The sequence below is a fragment of the Paenibacillus sp. FSL L8-0470 genome (assembly GCF_038008625.1).
Classification (GTDB): domain Bacteria; phylum Bacillota; class Bacilli; order Paenibacillales; family Paenibacillaceae; genus Paenibacillus_AQ.
This window is the reverse complement of sequence record NZ_JBBOZM010000001.1, coordinates 4,801,732-4,822,591: the sequence shown is the minus strand read 5'-3', so window position 1 is coordinate 4,822,591 and position 20,860 is coordinate 4,801,732. Positions and strand designations below refer to the sequence as shown.

Genomic DNA, 20,860 nt, shown 5'->3' with positions numbered 1-20,860 from the left:
TAATACAGAATCGACGATGAACGCGAACATCAACCGGACTCCCGGTCAGTGTTCGTGTTTTTATATATTGACAATGATAATCATTATCAAATAGAATGAGGTTAGTAAAAGTTGGTTTAAATTTAATGTTTACCTTGGGGAGGATCAGATTCATGGCTAAGGTGCTCGTGGCATATGCCAGCTTGACCGGCAATACGGAAGAGATTGCTGAGCTGATTGTGGAAGGAATACGCCAGGCAGGCGGAGAGGCCGTTCTGAAATCGGTCACTGACTGCAATGCGGATGAGATAAAAGCTTATGAGGGCGTGCTGCTTGGTGCCTATACCTGGGGTGACGGTGAGTTGCCTGATGAATTTTTAGATTTTTATGAGGAGATGGATGATCTGGATCTGACGGCTTATAAGGCAGCTGCCTTCGGAAGCGGGGACACCGGATATGAAATCTATTGCGGAGCCGTAAATCAGATTGAGGAGAAACTCAAGGAACGCGGCGCAGAGATTGTTCAGGAAAGCTTGAAGATTGAATACGGTCCGAACGCTGCCGAGAAAGAGGCCTGCCGGAATTTCGGTCGTCAATTTATCGAAACCTGCGCGGCGGTTTCTTAAGAATGGGCGGCGCGGCAGGATATCAGGTGGCGGGAAGAAGGGAAGTGCCGGACGCAGGCTACAGCCGGCTTAACGATTTCCGCATGGAGCATATCATGCTGGGCGGAGCCGAGGATCCTACTGGAGGGGCTGCGGCTACAGGGCTTCCGCGCTGGAGGCAGCAAGTCCAGTATGCAGTAGGGCATACCCTTAACGATTTCTACAGTCTGCAGCCAGAGGTGCGCAGGGAGACGCCTATCCAATTTCTGCTGGAGCGGCGCTGGCCGCCCAAAGGAACAGCTTTTCCTTCACTAATGCACTATTGGGATATCAAAACGGCGGTGGCTGACGAGCTGATGCGCATTGTCTCCGGGAATCATACCCGCGAGGTGCCGGTAATGCTCTATGAGCAGTGGCATGTTCCGGTACCGGAGCTGGAGATTGACCTGGCGATGATTTTTCAACTGGCCTGGAATTCGTCAATACATGGACGCTGCTTGAATATCCAGAAATTTATGGTGAACGGAAATGAGGATGTGATCACCGGATTTCTGCACATGGCTAATGTGTTCTGCCATAAGGCTTATGGAGAACCAGCTGAAACCATTGAAATATATTCTTTGCTTGACGGCCGCCGGCATATCTTTGACGGAGCAGGTGTACCGCTTGGCGAATCACTTGATTATGTGCGATTGTTGTCTGTATTCCTGGAGGGCGAAGCCATGGCCTATCCTGCATTAAAATACGGAGCGCGCAGGAACGAGAAATGTGAGGAATCTTTCGGAAGATACGGGTTAATGTAATCCGTAACGAAGTGGACTATCCATCCTTCCCGGAGCGCGATAGGGTTGCCAAGCAGGGGACATGAAGATATGGTTAAGGGCATGGAGGTGTTCCAGCCAATGCCGGAAACAATTAAAACCTATAACACCGCAGTGGAAGCGACGCTTGAAGTGATCGGAGGCAAGTGGAAGCCGGTGATTCTATTCTTTCTTACGTTTGGCAAGAAACGCAATGGGGAACTGATGGGCCTGATGCCTGCTATTACGCAGAAGGTGCTAACGCAGCAGCTGCGGGAATTGGAAGAGGACGGAGTCCTAAAACGGACTTCTTATAATGTGGTTCCACCGAGAGTAGAGTACGAGCTGACGGAATATGGCTGGAGTCTAAAAGCAATTCTTCACCTTCTGTGCAAATGGGGCGATACGCACATTGAACGGGTGTACGGTGATCGGGCTATTGTATTGTCTGAACGTGAGTGGAATGATAAAACGGCCGGCCTCTGAAACAGGGACCGGTCGTTTCTCTTAAAAAAAAGGGAGCATATATACAAGTGTATTGCTTAAGGGATAACCTTGGCTCTTCGGAGCCCGTCAAAAATATTCATGAACATACTCTCCGTTTCTACGAACTCATGGAAGCCCAAGCGGCGTGCTTTAGTACCGTCTGCAAAAAAATCGTAATCCCAGGAGAAGACAAAGTCCCCGAATGCCCAGGATGATACGCTCTGATAGCTGTTTTTTTCCAAGCCGTACTTCTCTACCATGTTATTCCACAGTGTCTCCTTGTCCTCCATGACTACAGACAGCGACATCTGAAGAGGCGGAGCCGTTTCAAGATTAAAATACGCGGCGATTTTGGGCCACATCTCACTCCAGCGGAACAGGTCGCCGTTCGTAATATTAAAAGCCTGATTAGCACAGCGCGTATCGGTTGCCGCCCATACGGTCGCTTTCGCCAGCAGCCCTGCGTCAGTCATTTCGAGCAAGCTATGATAGGCCCCAGGTTTACCGGGAAAACGCAAAGGCAACCCAAGCTCCTTCGACATGGAGGCATATATGGCAATAACGAGGGCAAGATTCATAGGATTGCCAAGTGCGAATCCGCCGACGACGGAAGGCCGCAGTGCCGACCAGGTCCATCTTTTCCCTTGCTGCCGCTCTCCAAGAAAGTTCTGCTGGTCAATATTGAATTCCGGCGGCATATGATTGGGATCGGTTTCTCTGGCAGGCGTTTTAAAGGGCCCAAGGTGAGCGCCATATACTTTATAGCCCTGCATAAGACTGATATGCTGCAGAGCATGGGCCACCGGCTCAATGACATCTACTACGTTAACCAGCATGGCGAGGTTTGGGGGGACAAGCTCCGCCCAGGTGGGCTTATCCTGATAGGCTGCGTAAAAAATATGTGTCACTTCCGAAAGGCTGCCTAACTTTTGGCGGACGTCCAAGGTATCGAGCAAATCGGCGGAAATGTAGCGGATGCGCTTAGTATTCTCTCCACCCCGGCGTGATACGCCGATAATGTCCCATTCGGGCAGCGTAATGAGATGTTCGATCAGATTGCGTCCAATCACGCCGCCTGCTCCAACAACGAGGGCTGTTTTTTGCGGTGTATGTTCTTTTGAATTCATATTCATTGTCCTCTCTCAGTGTATTGGATACACCCCAAGTATGGATCGCGGGAAGAGGGATGAATAGTACGCACTTTGAAGTCATATAGGAACCTGCAGGTAACATAAGGAGCTGGACTCACCGGCAATCAAGAAAGCCCCTTGCTGCTGGCGAAGGGTGCCAAGCGACAAGGGGCTGCTGTATGTTGTACTATTGTGCTGCTCTAGAGAGGCAGAGAATTCAGCCGGTATACCGGTAGTAATCCTGCTTGTTAAGAATTACGAATCCGCAGCTCTCGTATAACTTGAGCGCATTGGGATTGTCCAGTGAAACCTCCAGATTCACACTGTTATAATTGCGCCGCTCCCGCTCGATGGTCTGCAGCAGTGCACTGCGTCCGATACCGAGTCCGCGCAGCTTCTGGTCGACCGTAAATCCGTAAATCCAGGTTTCGTTATCCTCCGTGGACAGCCGCATCTTACCGGCAGGCTGTCCATTCATTTCAATGATGATATGCTCCTGCAGCCCTTCATGTTTATACATTTCATAAGCTTCGGCCGCGTCCTCTTCCGACATGTCAAAGCCGCCGCTGTCCAGCTTAATGAGGATGGATTCCTCTTCCTCGCGTGCGGGCCGCAGCACCACGGTACCGGCAGCAGAACTGGCTTCTCCGGAGCCTTGCGGCAAAGTGCTTCCATCCCATTTCATCTGGTATTCGGCATGATTGAAGACCAGCGGCAATGTCTGCAGGAATGCCGAACCCGAAGCTGAATTGGCGGGAGCATTCAGCAGCAGGGTGGTAACCTTTTTCTGCTTACTAATGCTCTGGGCCCGCATCCAAAGGGAGGTGAAGATTCCGCGGCGGCGGTAGCCCGGGCGGACCATGCCGCATATTTCCATTTCGCTGCCGAAACTGTATAGTCCGATGAAGCCGACCAGCAGCTCCTCTTCGTAGGTTACCAGCCATTCCGTTCCGCCGGCCGCTGAAGGCAGCCGCAGCATATCCCAATTCAATTTGAGGGAGATTCCCTCGTATTGCTCGCAGCGCTGCTGCAATTCTTCTATATCTTTTAAAGTGTCAGCTGTAGTCAAACCGTTTCCTCCTAAGGTTGTGGGCGCTCAGCGATGAAGACTTAGCTCCCATAGATTCATAGTATTTAAGGAAACGGGCATGGTCTTAAGACCGGTTTCCGTCTCCGCTGAGTACATCCGAGTACTCTTCATGTTTTTTGAATTGATGCGCAGCATAAGAGCACACGGGGACAATCTTCAAATCCTCTTCACGGGCCTTGTCCACAACTGCCCGTACAAGTTTTTCACCGGCACCTTGACCGCGCAGATCTTCAGAGACGTAGGTATGGTCAATGACCAGTGTTCCTGTAGCCTCTTCCAGTCTGTATGTAATCTCGGCAAGGTCCTTACCGTCGCCTGCAATATAGAAACGTCCTTCTCCTTGTTCAATCAGTTCCATATTCTTCACTCCTGCCTAAATGTAATGCCTTTATTTTACTACCCTGATTTGGAAAAAGCGAGAACTGTACACAATGAATTACTGTTTTCATGGAAGAACTTAACACCAGCTGGAAGGGGATGTGGAATGACTTGCACTTACGCTGCTTCATGCCCTAAGATTAAGACACTAACGCTGTAACGAATAGAAGTTGCATCAGGAGGAAAGCCCATGGAATACGGGATAGAGGTTCAGTTTGAGCCGATTTATGAGTTAGTAAACAGCATACATACGTTTATCTGCAAGAAATCCAATAAAAAAATTGATCTGGGTACCCCGTGGGCTGCCGAAGTGGCAGGCAAGCTTAGTCCAGGGCTTCTTAGTGCGCTGGAGGAAACAGATCTCGGGAATGACTGGAAGCTGCTGAACCTGCTGATCTATTTATGTCCGGCCAAGCAAAATGTGGAGAGTGCGCTGAACTGGCTGGAAAGTCTGTCGGTCGGTGAAATATACGAAACCCTTGCCGGGCATGTTAGTGTGTTTCCTGTCCAGATGGAGCAGTTCCGCAGCCGGATGACCTACCTGTTAACCGAATGGAACCGGCAATACTTCAGCACCAGTGATCCCGCTATCCTCGCCAAGCTGCAGGAGCATACGATGGAACGGAACCGGGAACTCAAGACAAACAATACTTCCGATTTTGTCAACAAGACAACCAATGGTTTCTATTTCTTGCCGGGGGACGGACTGCGCAGACTGGTGCTAATCCCGCAGTTTCATTTTCAGCCTGTCAACATTATTTACAACTTCGGCACTTTGACCATTTGTCATTATGCAGCGAGAATTATGCTCACAGATGAGGAAATATCACCCTTCATGTACAGGACTCTACGCAGTCTGGGTGAAAAAAGCCGGCTGAAGATTCTTCAATCGGTCGGCGGAGAACGCAAAACGTTCACGGAAATCGTAAAGCAAGCGGGAATCTCCAAAGGGATCGTACATGATCATATTTTCAGTCTCCGGTGTGCCGGCCTGCTACATGCCTACGTCGAAGGGGAGAATGTCACCGCATACAGTCTTCGTCTGGAGGGGATTCACCGGATGAATGAGCAGCTTTTTAAATATTTGAGTTGAACCCGGAACACCCTATAATCCTTACAAAGCCAAGGTATTCTCTGCTGAAGAGAAGCTTTGGCTTTTTTTGTACCGGAAAAAACACCAGTGAATTCTGTTTGTGGAGAATTTTTTTTATGTTCTCTCTTTACAGAACAGAATTTACTTTCTATAATGTGAACTATCGGTCATTAATCATACTTAGTAGGTAGGAATTATCAGTCTTTATAAAATGGAGAGAAAAGAGATGATTTTGTGAGAAAAAGTACGATTTTATTGTCCGCCTTACTGATAGCAGGTTCACTGCTGCTGTCAGCCTGCTCGGACAACGGCAGTGCGAACAACTCTGAAGGTGTAGTTACCCCGGCAACGGCCACCGCAGATACTGGCGGAACCGAAGCGGCAGCTTCAACTTCACCGGCACCAGTGCCGGGTGGCGCACTCAGCGAGCCTTTCACGGCAACTGACTTGTCGAAGCTGCCTGCAGTTGCCCAGAACCGTAAGGATACGATAATCGTCGGACTCACCGACCCCAGCGGCGCGTTTACACCTTATTTCCAGGAAAGTGGTTATGACGGCAACGTTTCTTCTCTACTTTATGCTTCACTGGTAACTGTAGATGACAAAGGTGTTCCTGCTCCGGAGCTTGCCGAAAGCTGGGATGTGTCGGAGGATCAGCTTACATACACCTTCCATTTGCACAAAGACCTGAAATTCAGCGACGGCTCACCGCTCACGGCGGAGGATGTGGCTTTTACCTGGACGATTCAATATGACAAGACTTATGACGGCGGGTCCTCGCTGCCTTCGCTCAATGTGAAGGGCGGCAAAGCTTACAAAGAAGGTACTGCCAAAAGCATCGAAGGCATTAAGGTTATTGACCCGCAGACGATCTCGGTAACGCTGGAGCAGCCAAATGCTACGGCACTTGTGGTACTAGGCTCCAATGTGTTGTCGAAAGCCTATTATGGCAAGGACTACAAATTCGGCGAGCTGGAGTACATCAAGAAGCTGCATGAGAAACCGCTTGGTGACGGTCCTTACAAGCTGGAGAAATTCATCCCCGGGCAAGAAGTTCGGCTGGTGGCTAACGAGAACTACTTCAAAGGCAAACCAAAGACCGAACATTTCATTTACAAAACCTCTGAGGGCGACGTTTGGCAGTTCCTGGAGACAGGAGAAGTCGACTATGCTTCCTTCAGTGCCACAGAAGAAAATATCGAAAAGCTGAAGGGACTCGGGTATGTGAATATCATTCCTTATACACCGAGCAATTACGGCTACATGCAGGTTAACCTGAAGCACGAGCAGCTCAAGGATAAGCTGGTGAGACAGGCGATAGTCTACGGCCTTGATCGTCAGAGTATTTACGTGGACGCCGCCCAGGGTGCAGGCTCCATTGCCAATATTCCGGCATCACCGATCTCCTGGTCCTATACGGAAGAGGGCATCAATCCTTATAAATATGATCCGGAAAAAGCCAAACAGCTGCTGGATGAGGCCGGTTGGACTGTAGGTTCGAACGGCATCCGCGAAAAAGCCGGCAAACCGCTCAGCATTCACTATCTGGGCTCCAAGAGTAAAAACACCGACATCTTTATTGCTGTAGCCAAAGAGAACTTTGAAGCGCTGGGCATTGAGTTCCAACCGGAAATTTTCGCGGACTTTAACTCGCTGGTTTCGAAGGTGGAAGGCGGGGATTATGATCTCGTATCCTTCTCCACACCTATGCTAACCGATCCGGCTGACGGATTCATGCAATTCTTCGACGGTGAAATTACCGATTACGAAAATCCGAAATTCCTGGAGCTGTACAATAAAGCACTGGCCACTACCGATATCGAAAAGCGTAAAGCAGTCTACAAAGAGCTCTACCAGCTGTTAAATGATGAACTTCCGATCATTTTCACCAGCTACAAAAAGACAGTGTACGCCTATAACGGCCGCATCCAGAATCTTACGGTCAGCCCATTCATCGGGCTTGCCGGCAGCCTGCCGGACTGGACTCTGCAATAATTAACTGTTCGTTCCCTGCCGGTATGCAACGGCAGGGGACGAATCCATAAGGAGCCAATCATGAGTACTTATCTGACAAAAAGACTGCTGTATATATTCATCATTCTGTTTGCGGCATCACTGCTCATTTTTTGTCTTTATGCTACTACGCCGGGGGACTTTATCACCGGGAATATCAAGCTGACTGCAGAACGCAAGGCGGAGCTGCGGGAGATCTACGGCCTGAACAAACCGGTGCTTGAACGTTACGGCATATGGATGAAAAATGCACTGCACGGGGATTTCGGATATTCGCTCGCCCAGCAGAAGCCGGTGCTTCAGCTGTTCAACGACTATATCTGGAATTCTTTTTTGCTGGCGGCGGTATCGACCTTTCTGACCTGGGTTATCGCAGTTATTATCGGAGTGATTTCTGCCTATAAGCAATACTCCTGGTTTGATACGCTGGTGATGATTGCGATATTCGCGGCGATGTCGCTTCCGTCTTTTTTTATCGGCCTATTCCTGATTAAAATACTGGCGGTTGACTTCAAATGGCTGCCGCCTGGCGGAATGACGACTACAGGCAGCAATGCTGCCGGTATGGCATATCTCAAAGATGTTGTGCGTCATATGACGCTGCCGGTTGTGGTGATGACTTTGCTTGGGCTGGGCTCACTAACCCGGTATTTCCGCAGCAATATGATAGATGTCCTGAAACAGGATTATATCCGCACAGCCCGGGCCAAGGGCTTAAAGGAGCGGAAGGTACTGTTCACCCATGCGCTGAGAAATGCGCTGCTGCCGGCCATTACGCTCGTCGGCTTCGAGCTTCCGGCGCTGTTCGGCGGGTCGATTATTATCGAGCAGATCTTCAACTGGCCGGGCATCGGCCAACTGTATATGAAGTCCTTCGGGCTGAGGGATTATCCTCTGCTGATGGGCTTTACGATGCTGCTTGCCATTCTGACCGTGATTGGAACGCTGCTCTCGGATATTTTGTACCGGGTTGCCGATCCGCGTGTCCGGTTATAGAGGGGGGATGACATTGTGGCAGCTAACAGTACTTTAAACGAGCTTCACAGGCCTGCAGCCAAGGTCCAGAAATCTTCACTGTTCCGGCAATCCATACGGAGACTGCTTCATAACAAGCTGGCGGTATCCGGTTTTGTAGTCGTTGTATTTATGTTTGTTCTTTGTTTTATCGGACCTTTGTTCTCGCCGTATACAGATAACAAAATCAATATGGCCATGATGAATAAAGCACCAAATCTCAAGCATTGGCTGGGAACGGATGCGCTGGGCCGCGATATACTGACGCGGGTGATGCAGGCCGGACGCATCTCGCTTACAGTCGGACTTGCTTCGATGGTATTGTCGGTATTTCTCGGCGCCCTTCTGGGGGCAATAGCCGGTTATTACCGCGGGATTGCCGATCAGATCATTATGCGTATTGCGGATCTGCTGATGACGATTCCCAGTCTGCCGCTGCTGTTCATCTTCGGTGCGCTGCTGTCGGAATGGAAGATTCCGACGGACTACCGGATGTATATTGTTATGCTTATGCTGAGTATCGTGAACTGGCCGGGTCTGGCACGGATGGTGAGAGGCCAAATGCTCAGCCTGCGGGAACGCGAATTCATGCAGGCTGCGGTAGTGCTGGGGCTTAGCGACCGCCGAAAGCTGTTCAACCATCTGCTTCCGAACATCGTTCCACTGCTGATCGTGATGGCGACGCTTAACATCGGCGGAGCGATTCTCAGCGAATCCGTACTCAGCTTTTTCGGCTTGGGGGTTATGCCGCCGACGCCGACATGGGGGAACATGATTGATGCTGCGAATAATATGATCGATTTCCAGAATCGCCCTTGGCTGTGGATTCCGCCGGGTCTGTCGATATTCGCCACGGTCATTGCCATTAATATATTCGGTGACGGCCTCAGAGACGTGCTTGATCCTAAACAGAAGAGGTAGGTGTCCAACATCCGATGAAGGATTTAATGACAATAGACGGTCTCAGCACCAAGTTCTTCACAGAAGAAGGGAATGTAACAGCCGTTGATGATATAAGCTTCCAGGTACGCGAAGGGGAAACGGTCTGCATTGTCGGGGAATCCGGCTGCGGCAAAAGCGTAACCGCCATGTCGATTATGGGCCTGGTGGAGAAGCCCGGAGGGCGGGTTGCCGGAGGAAGTATTGATTTTCAGGGAGAAGATTTATTGCAGCTCGACCAAAATACATTGCGGGCGATCCGCGGCAACGAGATTGCCATGATCTTTCAGGAACCGATGTCATCGCTCAATCCGGTAATGAAGATCGGGGAGCAGATTATGGAGCCGCTGACCGTTCATTTGAAAATGAAGAAAAAAGAAGCCCGGCTGCGGGCGATTGAGCTGATCCAGCAAGTGGGGATCTCCCGGCCTGAGCAGATTGCCGACAGTTACCCGCATGAGCTGAGCGGGGGAATGCTGCAGCGGATCATGATCGCCATCGCTATTTCCTGCAATCCAAAGCTGCTGATAGCCGATGAGCCGACTACGGCGCTGGATGTTACGATCCAGGCGCAAATTCTGGATATGCTGCGCGGGTTCAAGGAAAGCTCCAAAATGTCGATCCTGCTAATCACCCATGACCTTGGGGTCGTGGCAGAGATGGCAGACTACGTGATTGTGATGTATTCCGGCAAAATCGTCGAGGAGGGCGAGGTTGTCGAACTGTTTAAGAATCCCAAACATCCTTACACAAGAGGTCTGCTGAAGTCAAAGCCTGTGATGGGCCAACGTCAAGAGGAGCTGTATTCAATCCCGGGGCAGGTGCCTAATCCGCTTACGCTGACCCCGTCTTGTTATTTCCATGACCGCTGTGAGCACTGCATGCCGGTCTGCCGCAGCCGCCAGCCGCAGCTCCAGGAGACGGGCGGCGGGCAGAAAGTATCATGCTGGCTGTATGAGGAGGGCGAAGTCCATGTCTGAGGCACTGCTTGAAGTTAATCATTTGAAGAAGTATTTTCCGGTCACGCAAGGTCTGCTGAGCCGTACGGTAGGACATGTTAAAGCTGTGGATGATATCAGCATCCGGCTTCAGCCGGGCGAGACCTTCGGACTTGTCGGGGAATCCGGCAGCGGTAAAAGTACGGTAGGCCGGACCATTCTGCGGCTGACCGAAAAAACAGCCGGAGAGGTTAAGTTTAAGGGTGTGGACATTCACAGCCTTTCACCCGCTGAGATGCGCCAGCTGCGGCCCCGGATGCAGCTGATTTTTCAGGACCCCTACAGCGCGCTTAATCCTAGAGTCCGGGTTGGTGACGCCATCGGCGAAGCTCTGCTGGATCACGGACTCTGCTCCAAACCGGAGGTCCGGAGACTGGTGCTGGATGCGCTTGAAGCCTGCGGCTTGTCCTCCTATCATATCGACCGCTTCCCGCATGAGTTCTCCGGCGGCCAGCGCCAGCGGATTGGAATAGCGCGGGCGCTGATTCTGAATCCTGACCTCATCATAGCCGATGAGCCGGTCTCGGCACTGGATGTGTCCATTCAGGCCCAGATCATCAATTTGTTCAGCAAGCTGCAGCAGAGTAAGGGACTGGCCTATTTGTTTATTTCCCACGATCTCAGCGTAGTGGAGCATTTATGCTCCCGGATCGGTGTGATGTATCTGGGCTCCATGGTGGAGACAGCGACTAGGGACGAATTGTTCCGCCATCCGCTGCATCCGTATACCAAGGCGCTGCTTTCGGCGGTTCCTGTTCCGATTCCAAAGCTGAAGCGGGAGCGGATCGTACTGCAAGGCGATATTCCGAGCCCGGCAAACCCGCCTTCCGGCTGCAAATTCCATACCCGCTGTCCGTTTGCCGTGGAGGTCTGCAAGTCGCAGATTCCGGTGTTCCGCGATGCCGGCGGAGGCCATTATGTGGCGTGTCATTTGGCGTAACTACTTATAAATATGTATTATAATTGAATATTTACCGATTTTGACTTGATGTATTGGCAGTGCTATACTGTTTCCACAGCAGGTAAATATGGTTAATAATAGACTGATTAGACCTATACATCTAATTGGTCTTGTTTTTTTTAATACTTAAGTCAGTTGTTCGTAGTAACTCATTGCAGCCCAAGCTGACAAAACTAAGCATATGCTTTCGAAGCCAGTTTTGTTCGTAGTAATTCATTGCAGCCCAAGCTGACAAAACTTTTAGGAGGAAATATCATGAATACCACAGTACGTTTGACTGAAAGATCCGGCTCGACCTCTTCACAGCGGAGCAAAGGCTTTGTACCGGTTGTCGTCTACGGTGCAGGTTCAGATAGCCAATCCTTTACAGCGGATGCGAAGACATTGAACGAAATTCTCGGCAAGAACCCGCGGGCGATTCTTAAGGTGGAACTGCCGGATTCCGGCTCCAAGAATGTGGTGATCCAGGAAGTGCAGCGTCAGCCGCTTTCACGCAAGCTGCTGCATGTGGACCTGCATCAGATTGATATGAAGGCTGAGCTGGACACCAAGGTTGCTTTCCACTTCACAGGTGATCCTGTCGGCGTTAAGAGCGGCGGCAGTCAGCAGGTGGAGCTCTATGAGCTGGATATCCGTACCTTGCCGGACAAGCTGACTGCGTCCTTTGAAGTAGATATCAGCGGCCTTGATATTGGCGATCAATTGCTGGTCTCCGATCTGCCGAAGCATGAAGGCTGGGAAGTATTGACACCAGAGGATACACTGATCGTACGAATTTCGCCTCCTGTCGCTGCTGAAGAGCCGACGGATACGGATACTGCCGAACCGGCAGCAGCCGTGGCTTCCGAAGGCAAGACGGAAGAATAAACTACTTAGCGGACTTGAAGATTTAGCTTAAATAGGAGCAGACATTTCCTTGACAAGGAGCTGTCTGCTCTTTTTGCGTGACAATGATTTGGCTGATGTGACTTGTTAAGGAGCTGGGAAATTTGTTGTTTCATAATTTACAACGTAACAGTGTTATGTTACGATCGTTTCAAGGAGTGATCAAGATGGAAGAAGATTTGATCTCCAAGAAGGATCTGCTGGAGCTGACCGGCATTTCTTATGGGCAGTTGTACCGCTGGAAACGGAAACAGCTGATTCCCGAGGAGTGGTTTATCCGCAAATCTACGTTTACCGGGCAGGAAACCTTTTTTCCGAAAGACAGAATTCTGGGTCGGATCCATAATATTATCCACATGAAGGATGATCTTTCACTGGATGAGCTGGCAGGCAGGTTAGGTGATACTTCAACCCTCTACAAGCTGTCGTTGACGGCGAAGCAATTGTTAGAACGTAACATTGTTTCGAACTTGACTTTGGACAGATTCGGCGGGTTGGACGGAGGCGGAGTTCAGGAATATGCCTTTGAGCAGATTGTACATCTATTTGCCGTTGACCTCTTGCTTAGCAAAGGCGAGGTGAATCTGGATGAAGCCGACAGGCTGTTCTATACACTGACGGTGAATACGCAGAGGTTCGAGGGGAAAAGCTGGGAGCTGTTTTTTGTCCGCAAAATGGGCGTCAGCATGTTCCTGCTCGCTGCATCTCCAGCCGATCTGGTTTTTGATGAGGGCGTAAGGCTTGTTAGCAGACTCGCTTTCACGGATTTGCTGGAACAGCTGAAGGGCAAAGTGAATTAAGGGAGGAATAGTTAATGCTTACTGATAAACAACTGCCGGATTTGCAGATGGCCGGAGTGAGCGGCGCCGCAGGCGGGACCTATAACAACGTTAATTTGGACGGAGTAAGCCGGGTGAACGGGCCGGTTCTGGCGCGCAATTTCAAGGGCAACGGGGTTATTCAGATGAACGGGAATCTTTCAGCAGAAGAAATGGACGTGAATGGAAAGCTCAAAATCAACGGCAGCCTGGAGTCCGCGAGAATGCAGCTGGACGGAATGGTCACGATAGACGGTCCCCTACGCGGCGAGAACTGTATCTTGAACGGGATGATCCGTGTAACAGGAAGCTGCGAGCTGGAGCGTTTTGAGGGTGAGGGAAGTTTTACAGTAATCGGCTTGCTTAGTGCAGGGTATATAGATTTCACTCTTGAGGGGCAAAGCAAGGCGGATGAGATCGGTGTGGAGAGCCTGATTGTCCGGCAGAGGGATCCACATCTTGTGAACAAACTGCTGGGCGGGTTGATCCCCCGGTTAAGAACAGAGCTGCTTGCCAAGGTCATTGAAGGTGACTATCTTGAACTGGAAAATACGACAGCGGATATTGTGCGGGGCGACAAGGTCATAATCGGAATAGGCTGCAGGATCGGGCGGTTGGAATACCGCTCAGAACTGAAAGTGCATCCTGGTTCAAGTGTGGGAAAGGTGGAGAAGTACGGTGAGTAATGATGCCGAGCGCAATAATCTGAAAATTCTTGGAACTTCATCGTCTATGGGCGGATGCTTTCTCGATGTTAAGGTGACCGGTGAAGGCAAGTTTGCCGGAGATGTAGATTGCCTGAGCTTTTCTTTGACCGGGAACAGCGGGATCTCTGGCAGTCTGCGGACGGAGAAATTGAAGCTCACCGGTGAAATTGAAGTCAAAGAGCGGCTTACGGCAGGAGCCCTGCACGGACAGGGGGAGATAAAGTGTGGCAGCTTAAGCGCTGAACGTTTCAAGCTGAGTGGCGATCTGGAGGTGTCCGGGGATTGCGAAGCGGAGAAGCTGCAAATGACCGGTGCGCTCAGGGTAGGCAGGCTGCTGAATGCAGACATTCTGGAGCTTGTGCTGTTTGGACCCAGCCGATCGTCGGATGTCGGGGGAGGCAGTATTACCATCAAGCGCAGCAAGGCTGGGGCTCTGCTGAAACAGGTTCAGTCGAAGGGGATTCTGTTCACTGCACGGGTGATTGAAGGAGACCAGGTGGACATTCAAAATACCCGAGCGGAAGTGGTGCGGGGGGGAAACGTCATCATTGGTGCAGACTGCGAAATCGGGATTGTGGAATACCGCAGCAAGCTGGAAATTCACAAAAGCGCCACCGTGAAGCAGCAGGTGAAGGTTACGAAGTAAGCCGCCGGATCATCAAGGTATACAGCAGTCGATTTCGACCGGTGTAGATTAGACAAGTGGATGTGTGTAAAATAAAGAGAAGTGTAATATACTGGCATGAATTAGGAGGAGCTTCAATGATTGGACAAGCTGAATTGGTAATTGACGCGAAAGCACTGCTTGGGGAAGGCGCCCATTGGGACGGACAGGAAAGTAAACTTCATTGGGTTGATATCGAGGGCAGACAGCTGAGAATTTATGAACCTATGGGACAAGGCGAGGAGAGCTATTCCTTCGATAGCATGGTCAGTGCGGCAGTGCCGGCCGCAGACGGCGGCTGGATACTTGCGCTGCAGGACGGAATCTACAGCTTCAAGAAGAACGGGCAGCCGCAGCTTATCGCTGCAGTGGAGCCCGAGCTGCCCCGCAACCGGCTGAACGATGCCAAATGCGACAGTGCAGGCCGGCTATGGTTCGGCACCATGAGTATGGATTCAGCGCCGGGGGCGGGCAATCTGTATGTCATGGAGCCTCACGGAGAGGTGCGCCATGTCCTGTCGGACATCGGCATCTCAAATGGACTGGCCTGGGATGACAGCCGCAGCCTGATGTATTACATTGATACGCCGACCCGGGGCGTGGATGTAATGGATTATGATCTGCAGAGCGGGACAGTCAGCGGACGCAGGACAATTTTTACTTTGCCGGAAGGTGCAGGCGGTCCTGATGGGATGACGATTGACCGTGAGGGCATGCTCTGGGTGGCCCAGTGGGGCGGGAGCTGTGTCTCGCGCTGGAATCCGCACACCGGGAAGCAGATCGGCAAGGTTGAAGTGCCGGCCAAAAATGTAACCTCCTGCACTTTCGGGGGCGAGGCGCTGGACGAGCTATACATTACTACTGCGAGAAGCGGGATGAGCGAGGAAGACTTGCAGCACTGGCCGCTGGCTGGAGGACTGTTTAAGTTTAAAGCCGGGGTGCAGGGAGTGCTGGCCAATGTTTTTGCAGGGGGGGTTCGCTAGGGCATGTATGCAAACTATAAATCTACAAAATGGGTAAGTATTAAGTATTAAGAGACGATACGAAATACGCGATGACCAATGGGAACAAATCAAAGACCTGCTGCCGCCAGAACGAAAACCACAAGGAGGGAGACCCCCGAAAGACCACCGTAAAATGCTAAACGCGATGCTTTGGGTCGCACGAACAGGGGCGCCGTGGCGGGATCTACCGGAATACTATGGTTCCTGGTCTACCGTTTACAGCCGGTTTCGTCGCTGGCAGTTCGCCGGCATTTGGGATCGAATACTCGAGCATGTCTCTATTGAAATCGACTTTGAACTCATCATGATTGATGCAACGATTGTCCGTGTCCATCAGCATGGAGCAGGCGCAAAAAAAGGGGGGGGGGCCTTCAACAAGCAATTGGGCGTTCCCGTGGCGGATTAACGACAAAATTCATGCGGTTGTTGATGCCTTGGGTAATCCCCTGCTTTGAGCTGACCGGTGGCCAATGCCACGACTCGGTAACCGGATACGAGATGCTTAGCCAGCCAGATGGAGTTAATGAAAAGCCAAGTCTTGGCGGATCGCGCTTACGATACCGATCGAATTCTTCGACTCTTGAAGGAACAATCCGCAGTATCGGTGATTCCCAGCAAGAAAAACCGTCGAAAGCAACGAAAATGGGACAAAGAAATCTACAAAGGAGCGCCATCTCATTGAATGCTTTTTCAATAAAGTAAAGCACTACCGCCGATTGGCGACCCGCTATGACAAACTGGCCTGCACGTTTAAGGCTTTTTTGACACATGTAAACTTATTGTTGTAAAAATTTCTAGTCAAGTTAATTTGACTCTCCTTCATATATTACAAATTCCTTAAAAGGGGAAAGTTTGGTGTCAATTTCCCTTAAAGGGTTAATCTTTGTGTCGCAATTTTATGACACCTAAGTTTCTCTTGAAAATTAAAAAAAACCTTATTAAATAAGGTTTTTAAACCGGGTAATCTTTGTGTCACTGTACATTTGTGGACAAGAACACAGTTCCTTGTAAGACAAGAACATGGTCCCATTGCCGACCCTATTCTGGACATAAAAAAATAACTCCTAATGAGTTAACTGGGCAAACATCCATGAATCGATATATACGCCAGTGATCCAGCTGTTCCACAGAATATCGGAACATAATATAGAGCGTCACAATGACCACTTGGCTCATAAGCAACTGCTCTGCCTGTGCGTACAGCTGGACCAGCTTCGCGGAGTCGAAGGTCTCCTCTGCCTGTTTGACGTACTGGTCGTATGTCTTGTTCAACCACCCTGATTCGTTGGCGACGCTATCCGACCGAAAGTAATTCAGGAACGTGGCCGAATCATTCTAATCAGCGGACCAGCATGCCCTCGCCGACTCGGTCGAGCGTAGGCTTCCCTTTGCTTGATTGAGATTCCCCATCTTAAAGAGATTACCTTTATTGATGAGATGGGCCGGTCTGACTTGCTGAAGCGCTAGAATGGTTTCATCCCAACCAGCATGCCAACAAACGATTTCGTTACGGATTCAGTCCGTGCTCAAGCGCCAACTACATCATACACCAGGGAAGTATCCCATACGAATGATTACGACCGGGAGGAGTTACGGACTGTTTACAAGTCAAAGTTAATTCTATCTTTCTTTTTTCGTTTTAATAGAGTTTTATATGTAACTCCTTCATCTATTAAATTATAACAACCACCCCTAACTTTTTTCCATCCATAAATTGACATATATTTTAGCGCTACTTCATTCTCCTCTACTAGAGCATTTTTCGAATTAACTGACCTTAAATCAGTGGATTCAATCAGTTTGACTATCTTATGAAGCTTTGTCCAGTGTGAAGCTCTTCTTCCTTCAAGATGTTCTTCTAATCGTCTTTTTAAATTTGTAGTTTGCCCGACATAATAATTCCCTCCCTCTAACTCTAATACATAGATAGTTATTATCCTCTTATTTATTTCCTTCTCAATCTGCACCTATGTTACCTCCAATATTCGCGTAAAGGAATGTATTTACTATTACTATATGACCTACAGATTGGTAACAGAAGATGCTGTGCTAAGTCCTTTCGACGGCGATCACGATTTAATCGCAGCCGGTTTGGAGGCTTTCTGGCTGTAGCTGGTCGCGCACTAGCTCCCCGCCGCCCTTTCTGTTGGTCCGTAACCGAGTTATACAATGCTGTGGCTACCTGGAAGGATCACCGCTCTCTCCACAGGCGGAATTCCTGAAGCACATCAAAAGATGATGTTGCCTTTGGGCTTGTTCCCTGCTGCTCGCCAGTCTCTATAATAAATTAATATTACGAATAGAATATCATTTAATGATATATTTTGTTGCTATAATTTATTCACTTACCAACCATGCCCAATTTTAATTCCTGGACCGTACCAATTTGGACCGTACTGATTTCTTCGGTATAAATATAGGTCTCCATCAATTGTTATCCCATAAATGTAGCCACCGTAACCCGAGAAAATGTGTACGTACTCCCCCCATCCGTGTCCAATTTTTTCACCTTCAACGTCCCAGCGAAATGTTCTACTTTGATCATGTACCACAATTGTGGATACCAATAAGTCCCCATTATCCGTTACGGCGTATAAGTTACCATTTCCACTCGAAAACACTTTCGGATACTGTCCCCATTCTTTTCCGATTTTGAGATTATAGGTTGAACTTCTGATGTTGTTATAAATAAGGTTCCCAGTATCGTCTATCTTAAAATATACGCCAAACCCTCCAGAAACTTCGTACCTGAAATTGAACCTATCCGCATGAATTCTCATTCCGTTACCGTTGTTTTCCCAAAAAGCCGTCCCATTGCAATCTAGATCACGGTAGTAATACATTTCTCCACTGTAGGCAATTGCATAGATAACACCATTCGTTCCTGAAAAGACGTTTCTGTACAATCCCCAGCGATGTCCAATCTTCTGGCCCACACCGTCGTAAGCCCATTTGGGTTGCCCGTTCTGGAATAGATCTCTATAAAAGAACATATCACCATTAGGCGCAACGGCATAGATATTACGATTTTCATTTATATCTGCGAAGACAAATTTATATTTCAATTTTTAACATCCCTCTTTCATGTGTGAATTCCATTTGTACATTTTTTGCAGTATATGGTTGATTTATGTATTAGTGGTCTCAAAAGAAAATAACAGTAGACTGGAGCATAGCTGAGTAATGGAATTGTAGATGGCCACCGGCGGACATATCGAGTCCGAGTCTATCCTGCACATCTAAAATAACATCCAGGAGCATCAGTAGGTGAAGAAGAAAATAAAGTATTAGACCGGAGTTGTTGATTTTACGCGGTTTTCGGTAATGAAAATCGTCAGGTAATAAAAAGTAAGTATTAGACTGATGCATCAAGAGAGTGGCCAAAACGAAACAAACCAGAAAATAAAGTAATAGACTGAAGCTTGCGAAGCAGTTGGTCGACGTAACCGGCTGACGGTCCGCTGCCTGGCGCTTCTAAAGAGAACCAGGAACTCGTGCCGGACGCCGCCGGACGCGCTAAACGGGAAGCCGGGCTTCATCCGGAGCACCAGTCTACAACTTTATTTTCCGAGTCTAATACTTTGTTTTTCAGTCTAACACTTTATTTTCTTTCTACACTTGCTTTGCCCATTACACTATCACCACCCCCGGGATGAGATTTTTGGCAAAAAAAAGCACCGGTTAAGGTGCTTTCATAATGAAATCAAAAATATCGCCGATGTATCCAGAGAAAGTCTCTATCCAATCTTCATATGTCGGTTTTGCTGTATAGGATCAGGCTATAATCCATCAGCACGCTGCATGGCTTGTGCTGCCCCGCCCTTCTCCGGCTCCATCCTCACAAACGGACACTCTCAATTATCAAGTCTTAAATCGACTCACAGAAGGTCATTTATAGGCAGATAATCTTGCAACAACAGGAACGAATTCAGTTACTCGTTGGATATATTCATCAGTATTATGCTGAAAAGTGATATAGCGAGAGCTGCAAACATAAGTATTGCCGAATATGGTAGAAGCTTTATGAAGGTAATTCAAACCACTCCCTCATTGAATATCATTAAGAGAAGTATTGAGATACTGAACACACAAGCCTTTCCATCACCACTATTGCGACTCATGTCGGCTTTAATCATGTAAAGATAGTGCGTAGTACTATCAAGCCTAGTTTAATCATTAATTTTCATATGTAAGTGATCGTAAAGAGGTTGTAACTTTTCAGTTTCAGAATTATCCATTTGCTCTACATTAATAATTGATCTGTAAACCTTACGCGGTTTATGCAAACCGATAAGAGGAAATATTAGGACTTTCCCAAGCTGACCAAGGTAAAATATACCAACAATAACTAGGGCGTGTATGCAAACTATAAATCTACAAAATGGGTAAGTATTAAGTATTAAGAGACGATACGAAATACGCGATGACCAATGGGAACAAATCAAAGACCTGCTGCCGCCAGAACGAAAACCACAAGGAGGGAGACCCCCGAAAGACCACCGTAAAATGCTAAACGCGATGCTTTGGGTCGCACGAACAGGGGCGCCGTGGCGGGATCTACCGGAATACTATGGTTCCTGGTCTACCGTTTACAGCCGGTTTCGTCGCTGGCAGTTCGCCGGCATTTGGGATCGAATACTCGAGCATGTCTCTATTGAAATCGACTTTGAACTCATCATGATTGATGCAACGATTGTCCGTGTCCATCAGCATGGAGCAGGCGCAAAAAAAGGGGGGGGGGCCTTCAACAAGCAATTGGGCGTTCCCGTGGCGGATTAACGACAAAATTCATGCGGTTGTTGATGCCTTGGGTAATCCCCTGCTTTGAGCTGACCGGTGGCCAATGCCACGACTCGGTAACCGGATACGAGATGCTTAGCCAGCCAGATGGAGTTAATGAAAAGCCAAGTCTTGGCGGATCGCGCTTACGATACCGATCGAATTCTTCGATCTTGAAGGAACAATCCGCAGTATCGGTGATTCCCAGCAAGAAAAACCGTCGAAAGCAACGAAAATGGGACAAAGAAATCTACAAAGGAGCGCCATCTCATTGAATGCTTTTTCAATAAAGTAAAGCACTACCGCCGATTGGCGACCCGCTATGACAAACTGGCCTGCACGTTTAAGGCTTTTTTGACACTGGCTTCGATTATGGTGTGGCTCGTTTAGGTTTGCATACCCGCCCTAGTAACCCAAATAAAAGAAACAACGGCAGCCATGAACGAAATATCGTTCTAGACTGCCGTTGCTCTATGAACTAAGGTGTTCCGTTATCTCAATAACTCGGTTTGTAAAT

Annotated in this window: 19 protein-coding genes and 2 pseudogenes; 16 read left to right on the top strand and 5 right to left on the bottom strand. The window is 49.0% G+C overall.

The window, feature by feature from the left end:
- Positions 1-152 precede the first annotated feature (152 nt).
- The 3 genes from NST99_RS22085 (at position 153) to NST99_RS22075 (ending at position 1,870) form a co-directional block, all read left to right on the top strand.
- Entirely contained in the window at positions 153-605 is a 453-nt protein-coding gene (locus NST99_RS22085; RefSeq protein WP_038594296.1) for a flavodoxin, read from the top strand.
- Positions 606-607: 2 nt separating this feature from the next.
- Positions 608-1,387 carry a hypothetical protein gene (locus tag NST99_RS22080; RefSeq protein ID WP_341094386.1) on the top strand — a complete coding sequence of 260 codons (780 nt, stop codon included), beginning with the start codon at positions 608-610 and terminating at the stop codon, positions 1,385-1,387.
- A gap of 99 nt (positions 1,388-1,486) precedes the next feature.
- Positions 1,487-1,870, top strand: coding sequence for a winged helix-turn-helix transcriptional regulator (locus NST99_RS22075; RefSeq protein ID WP_341097722.1), 384 nt, complete (start codon positions 1,487-1,489; stop codon positions 1,868-1,870).
- 56 nt (positions 1,871-1,926) lie between these two features.
- Here the strand turns inward: NST99_RS22075 and NST99_RS22070 are convergent, their stop codons facing one another.
- The 3 genes from NST99_RS22070 to NST99_RS22060 form a co-directional block, all read right to left on the bottom strand.
- On the bottom strand, positions 1,927-2,997 hold the full coding sequence (locus tag NST99_RS22070) for an SDR family oxidoreductase (RefSeq protein WP_341094385.1): 1,071 nt from the start codon (positions 2,995-2,997) through the stop codon (positions 1,927-1,929).
- A 220-nt stretch (positions 2,998-3,217) separates the two neighbouring features.
- Positions 3,218-4,069: a GNAT family N-acetyltransferase gene (locus NST99_RS22065; RefSeq protein ID WP_341094384.1), complete on the bottom strand. Its 852-nt coding sequence runs from the start codon at positions 4,067-4,069 to the stop codon at positions 3,218-3,220.
- 85 nt (positions 4,070-4,154) lie between these two features.
- Positions 4,155-4,448 carry a GNAT family N-acetyltransferase gene (locus tag NST99_RS22060; RefSeq protein WP_038594285.1) on the bottom strand — a complete coding sequence of 98 codons (294 nt, stop codon included), beginning with the start codon at positions 4,446-4,448 and terminating at the stop codon, positions 4,155-4,157.
- A 210-nt stretch (positions 4,449-4,658) separates the two neighbouring features.
- On the opposite strand from NST99_RS22060, the gene NST99_RS22055 reads away from it, so the two are divergent.
- From NST99_RS22055 to NST99_RS22000, 12 genes and pseudogenes are all read left to right on the top strand, one after another.
- On the top strand, positions 4,659-5,561 hold the full coding sequence (locus tag NST99_RS22055; protein WP_341094382.1) for a helix-turn-helix transcriptional regulator: 903 nt from the start codon (positions 4,659-4,661) through the stop codon (positions 5,559-5,561).
- A 234-nt stretch (positions 5,562-5,795) separates the two neighbouring features.
- Positions 5,796-7,556, top strand: coding sequence for an ABC transporter substrate-binding protein (locus NST99_RS22050; protein ID WP_341094380.1), 1,761 nt, complete (start codon positions 5,796-5,798; stop codon positions 7,554-7,556).
- Between the two features lie 60 nt (positions 7,557-7,616).
- A complete protein-coding gene (locus NST99_RS22045; RefSeq protein WP_341094379.1) occupies positions 7,617-8,570 on the top strand; it encodes an ABC transporter permease in 954 nt (317 codons plus the stop codon).
- Positions 8,571-8,648: 78 nt separating this feature from the next.
- A complete protein-coding gene (gene opp4C / locus NST99_RS22040) occupies positions 8,649-9,509 on the top strand; it encodes an oligopeptide ABC transporter permease (protein WP_379144776.1) in 861 nt (286 codons plus the stop codon).
- 14 nt (positions 9,510-9,523) lie between these two features.
- Entirely contained in the window at positions 9,524-10,507 is a 984-nt protein-coding gene (locus tag NST99_RS22035) for an ABC transporter ATP-binding protein (protein ID WP_341094377.1), read from the top strand.
- Entirely contained in the window at positions 10,500-11,465 is a 966-nt protein-coding gene (locus NST99_RS22030) for an ABC transporter ATP-binding protein (RefSeq protein WP_341094376.1), read from the top strand. The genes NST99_RS22035 and NST99_RS22030 overlap by 8 nt, the downstream gene beginning before the upstream one ends.
- Before the next feature lie 276 nt (positions 11,466-11,741).
- Positions 11,742-12,353, top strand: a complete 612-nt coding sequence (locus tag NST99_RS22025; RefSeq protein WP_341094375.1) for a 50S ribosomal protein L25 — start codon at positions 11,742-11,744, stop codon at positions 12,351-12,353.
- 185 nt (positions 12,354-12,538) lie between these two features.
- Positions 12,539-13,171 (top strand): YhbD family protein, encoded by a 633-nt coding sequence (locus NST99_RS22020; protein WP_341094374.1) that lies wholly within the window; start codon positions 12,539-12,541, stop codon positions 13,169-13,171.
- Positions 13,172-13,185: 14 nt separating this feature from the next.
- Positions 13,186-13,875 carry a hypothetical protein gene (locus NST99_RS22015; protein WP_341094371.1) on the top strand — a complete coding sequence of 230 codons (690 nt, stop codon included), beginning with the start codon at positions 13,186-13,188 and terminating at the stop codon, positions 13,873-13,875.
- Positions 13,868-14,542 (top strand): hypothetical protein, encoded by a 675-nt coding sequence (locus NST99_RS22010; RefSeq protein WP_341094369.1) that lies wholly within the window; start codon positions 13,868-13,870, stop codon positions 14,540-14,542. The genes NST99_RS22015 and NST99_RS22010 overlap by 8 nt, the downstream gene beginning before the upstream one ends.
- Before the next feature lie 116 nt (positions 14,543-14,658).
- Positions 14,659-15,543 carry an SMP-30/gluconolactonase/LRE family protein gene (locus NST99_RS22005; RefSeq protein ID WP_341094367.1) on the top strand — a complete coding sequence of 295 codons (885 nt, stop codon included), beginning with the start codon at positions 14,659-14,661 and terminating at the stop codon, positions 15,541-15,543.
- A gap of 46 nt (positions 15,544-15,589) precedes the next feature.
- Positions 15,590-16,352: pseudogene (locus tag NST99_RS22000) on the top strand (IS5 family transposase).
- A gap of 813 nt (positions 16,353-17,165) precedes the next feature.
- On the opposite strand, the gene NST99_RS21995 reads toward NST99_RS22000, so the two are convergent.
- Complete coding sequence (locus NST99_RS21995; RefSeq protein ID WP_341094365.1) at positions 17,166-17,531, bottom strand: GIY-YIG nuclease family protein; 366 nt, start codon at positions 17,529-17,531, stop codon at positions 17,166-17,168.
- A gap of 378 nt (positions 17,532-17,909) precedes the next feature.
- Positions 17,910-18,629, bottom strand: coding sequence for a tachylectin-related carbohydrate-binding protein (locus tag NST99_RS21990; protein ID WP_341094363.1), 720 nt, complete (start codon positions 18,627-18,629; stop codon positions 17,910-17,912).
- Positions 18,630-19,962: 1,333 nt separating this feature from the next.
- On the opposite strand from NST99_RS21990, the pseudogene NST99_RS21985 reads away from it, so the two are divergent.
- Positions 19,963-20,733: pseudogene (locus NST99_RS21985) on the top strand (IS5 family transposase).
- Positions 20,734-20,860: the final 127 nt, after the last annotated feature.

Coding starts and splice junctions, on each gene's coding strand:
- NST99_RS22085 (WP_038594296.1), top strand. CDS start 153: ATGGCTAAGGTGCTCGTGGCATATGCCAGCTTGACCGGCAATACGGAA.
- NST99_RS22080 (WP_341094386.1), top strand. CDS start 608: ATGGGCGGCGCGGCAGGATATCAGGTGGCGGGAAGAAGGGAAGTGCCG.
- NST99_RS22075 (WP_341097722.1), top strand. CDS start 1,487: ATGCCGGAAACAATTAAAACCTATAACACCGCAGTGGAAGCGACGCTT.
- NST99_RS22070 (WP_341094385.1), bottom strand. CDS start 2,997: ATGAATTCAAAAGAACATACACCGCAAAAAACAGCCCTCGTTGTTGGA.
- NST99_RS22060 (WP_038594285.1), bottom strand. CDS start 4,448: ATGGAACTGATTGAACAAGGAGAAGGACGTTTCTATATTGCAGGCGAC.
- NST99_RS22055 (WP_341094382.1), top strand. CDS start 4,659: ATGGAATACGGGATAGAGGTTCAGTTTGAGCCGATTTATGAGTTAGTA.
- NST99_RS22045 (WP_341094379.1), top strand. CDS start 7,617: ATGAGTACTTATCTGACAAAAAGACTGCTGTATATATTCATCATTCTG.
- NST99_RS22035 (WP_341094377.1), top strand. CDS start 9,524: ATGAAGGATTTAATGACAATAGACGGTCTCAGCACCAAGTTCTTCACA.
- NST99_RS22030 (WP_341094376.1), top strand. CDS start 10,500: ATGTCTGAGGCACTGCTTGAAGTTAATCATTTGAAGAAGTATTTTCCG.
- NST99_RS22025 (WP_341094375.1), top strand. CDS start 11,742: ATGAATACCACAGTACGTTTGACTGAAAGATCCGGCTCGACCTCTTCA.
- NST99_RS22020 (WP_341094374.1), top strand. CDS start 12,539: ATGGAAGAAGATTTGATCTCCAAGAAGGATCTGCTGGAGCTGACCGGC.
- NST99_RS22015 (WP_341094371.1), top strand. CDS start 13,186: ATGCTTACTGATAAACAACTGCCGGATTTGCAGATGGCCGGAGTGAGC.
- NST99_RS22005 (WP_341094367.1), top strand. CDS start 14,659: ATGATTGGACAAGCTGAATTGGTAATTGACGCGAAAGCACTGCTTGGG.